Genomic DNA, 3,704 nt, shown 5'->3' on the forward strand with positions numbered 1-3,704 from the left:
TTGATGACCCCACCCACACCCGCAGCCGCCTGCGCATGCCCGATATTCGACTTCAACGACCCCAACAACAGCGGCAACTCCGCAGGCCGATCCTGGCCATAGGTCGCAAGCAACGCCTGTGCTTCGATCGGGTCACCGAGTGGCGTCCCCGTGCCGTGCGCCTCCACCACGTCCACCCCGGCTCCGGACACCCCGGCGTTCGCCAGGGCCTGGCGGATCACCCGCTGCTGCGCCGGACCGTTCGGGGCCGTCAGACCGTTCGACGCACCGTCCTGGTTCACCGCCGAACCCCGCACCACAGCCAACACCTGATGCCCGTTACGCACCGCATCCGACAACCGCTCCACCAGCAGCAGCCCCACACCTTCTGCCGCGCCCATGCCGTCCGCGGAAGCGGCGAATGCCTTGGACCGGCCGTCACGGGCCAGACCCTGCTGACGGCTGAACTCCGTGAAGAGATCCGGAGTGGACATCACGGCGACGCCACCGGCCAGCGCCATCGTGCACTCGCCCTGGCGCAGGGACTGCGCCGCCAGGTGCAACGCCACCAACGAGGACGAGCACGCCGTGTCCACGGTGACCGCAGGACCGGTCAGGCCGAACGTGTACGCGATACGCCCCGACGCCACACTGCCCGCCGCACCCGTCATGGCGTGGCCTTCGACCTCTTCCGGGATCGAGGGCAGCCTGCTGCCGTAGTCGCGGAAGCTGGAGCCCACGAAGACCCCCGTGTGGCTCCCCCGGACCGACGACGGATCGATACCCGCACGCTCGAAGAGCTCCCAGGACGTCTCCAGCAACAACCGCTGCTGCGGATCCATCGCCAACGCCTCACGCGGCGAAATCCCGAAGAACCCGGCATCGAACTCCCCCGCGTCGTGCAGGAAGCCGCCCTCGGCCACGTACGAGGTACCGGGCCTCTCGCCGTCCACGTCGATCAGGGCTGACAGGTCCCATCCGCGGTCGGCGGGGAATTCAGAGATCCCGTCCTGGCCGGTGGACACCATTCCCCACAGGTCCTCGGGTGACGAGATGCCACCGGGGTACCGACAGCTCATGGCGACGATCGCCACCGGCTCACTGCCGGCCGACTCCGCCACCCGTAGCTGAGCGCGCGTCTCCTGGAGTTCCGCCGTGACGCGGGTCAGGTAGTGGCGAAGTTTCTTGACGTCTTCCATGTGCTTGCCCCATGTGGTGAGTCAGAACCGTGTGAGTCAGAACCGTGTGGGTCAAAACTGTGTGAGCCGCAAACCCCTGAGAACGAGGAAGTCAGGAGATTCCGAATTCCTTCTCGATGAATTCGAAGATCTCGTCGTTACTGGCAGCCTCGAGTTCCTCGGTCTCGACGGCCGGCTCGTCCGGCTGCGCGGTGCCGGAGACCGACCGGAGGAGACTGCGCAGTCTTCCCCCGATCTCCGCCCTGGATGGGTCACCGTCCGCCATCGTCGCCACGAGGGCTTCCAGACTGTCCAGTTCGGCGCCGCCAGGTGTGGCCGGTCCCTCGCTGTCCCCGAACATCTCGGCTCCGAGACGGCTGACGAGTTCGGCCACCGTGGGATGGTCGAAGATCACGGTGGTGGGCAGCCGAAGACCGCTCGCGGAATTCAGCCGGTTGCGTAGTTCGACCGCGGTGACGGAGTCCAGCCCGAGTTCCAGGAACTGCCGTCGGAGTCCGACCGCGTCGGCCGATTCGTGCCCGAGCACGGCTGCCACATGACTGCGGACCGTACCCACCAGCTGCCGGTCACGCTCCTGGGGTGCCAGGCCCGCCAGCTGGTCGCGCAAGGTGGTGGCCGGCCCGGTGGGAGCCGCGGCCTTCAGGACGGTTCGGGCCTCGGGGATCTCGTCGAGCAGATGGCTCTGCCTCGTCGCGGTGTAGGCATGAGTGAACCGGTCCCAGTCGATGTCGGCGATGACCACGGTCGTGTCGTCGTTCTCCAGCGCGGCCTCCAGGGCGGAGACCGCCGACTCCGGGGGAAGGAGGGGTACGCCGTGCCGGAGGCGGACGTCATTCACCGCGGTCAGTTCGGCCATACCGCCCTGTGCCCAGGAGCCCCACGCCACGGAAGTGGCCGTGAGTCCGTGTGAGCGGCGGTACTGGGCGAGAGCGTCGAGATAGGCGTTCGAGGGCGCGTAGTTGCCCTGGCCCGCCATGCCGACCGTTCCCGCGAGCGAGGAGAAGAGGACGAAGGCCGAGAGGTCCAGCTTCCGGGTCAGCTCGTGCAGACGCCAAGCGGTATCGGCCTTGGCCTTCAGCACTCGGTCGACCTGATCCAGTGTCAGCGTGGTGACGGCCCCGTCGTCCAGTACCGCAGCGGTGTGGATCACCGCGGTCAGCGGATACTCGTCCGGTACGGAGGCCACGAGCTCGCGGAGCGCATGCGCGTCGGTGATGTCGCACGCCGTCAGCGTCACTCGGGCGCCGGCTGCGGTCAGCTCGTCCTTCAGCTCCGCGGCACCCGGGGCCGTGGCTCCCCGGCGACTGACCAGCAGGAGGTGCTCGGCCCCCTTGGACGCCAGCCAGCGGGCGACCTGCCCACCGAGGGCACCGGTACCCCCGGTGATCAGTACCGTTCCGCGGCCCGGGGACCAGGCACCGTCCAGTTCCGCGCCGATGGGCGTCCGGACGATCCGGCGCCCCAGGACGCCGGAGGGCCGCACCACGACCTGGTCCTCGTGGACGTTGCCCACCATCACCGCGCAGAGACGGCTGAGGGCTTCGGCGTCGGGCGTGGCGGGCAGATCCACCAGCCCTCCCCAGCGTTCGGGGAGTTCCTGCGCTACGACCCGGCCGAGGCCCCAGACCATCGCCTGCGCGGGGCTGGTGAGCGGGTCTGCCTCGGCGACGGAAACGGCGCCCTGGGTAACGCACCACAGAGGGGCGGCCACACGGGCGGCTTCCATTCCCTGGATCAGCGACAACGTCCGGCCGAAGCCGGCCGGGACCGCGGGCGCGTCCGGGAGGGGCTGTTCGTCCTGAGCGAGCAGCGAGACCGCGCCGACCGCCTCGGAATGCGTGGCAAGCAGGCCGGCCCACTCCTGTGCGTCGTCGGGCATCACCAGCGGGACGACAGTGGCCCCGTGCACCCGGAGCGCCTCGGCGACCGTTTCGCTCAGCTCGCCGTTCACCTGGTCCGGTGCCATGACAACGAGCCAGGTACCGGTCAGGCGTACAGCTCTGTTGTCAGGCAGTGGCGTCCATTCGGCGCCGTACCGCAACGACTCCATCGAAGAGGCCGCACTGTGCCGACGGTGCCACGCCGACAGCGCGGGCAGCACCCTCTTCAGCTCGGAGTGCGCGTCGTCGAGTCGCAGGGTCTGCGCGAGGGCCTCCAGGTCCTCCTGCTCCACCACGCTCCAGAAGCTTTCGGCGGAGGCTTCCGCCGCAGAGGTCCGCGGGGCCGAGGTTCCGAGCCAGTAGCGGTCCCGTTGGAAGGCATACGTCGGCAGGTCGACGGGCCGATCCGTGGTTCCGTCGAACAGGGACTTCCAGTCGGTATCGACACCCCGCACCCACAACTGCGCCATCGAGGTCAGCAACCGGCCCATCCCACCCTCGTCCCGGCGCAACGTCCCCACCGCCAGAACATCCGGATCAATCTCCTGCAGCGCACCCACCAACACCGGATGCGGACTCACCTCCACGAACACCGCATCACCCTCACCCAGAAGACGCTCCACCGTCTCCTGGAAACGCACCGGCT

At 68.7% G+C, this 3,704-nt stretch carries 2 protein-coding genes; both read right to left on the reverse strand.

Annotated features, from left to right (window positions below; genetic code table 11):
- Positions 1 to 1,148: beta-ketoacyl synthase N-terminal-like domain-containing protein (locus ACFVS9_RS34070; RefSeq protein WP_389938886.1), on the reverse strand; the 1,148-nt coding region annotated here is incomplete at its 3' end.
- A gap of 121 nt (positions 1,149 to 1,269) precedes the next feature.
- Positions 1,270 to 3,704, reverse strand: a 2,435-nt coding sequence (locus ACFVS9_RS34075) for an SDR family NAD(P)-dependent oxidoreductase (protein WP_389938883.1), incomplete at its 5' end; no start/stop codon positions are given.

Origin of the sequence: Streptomyces sp. NPDC058008 (assembly GCF_042886395.1) — a bacterium.
Lineage (GTDB): Bacteria > Actinomycetota > Actinomycetes > Streptomycetales > Streptomycetaceae > Streptomyces.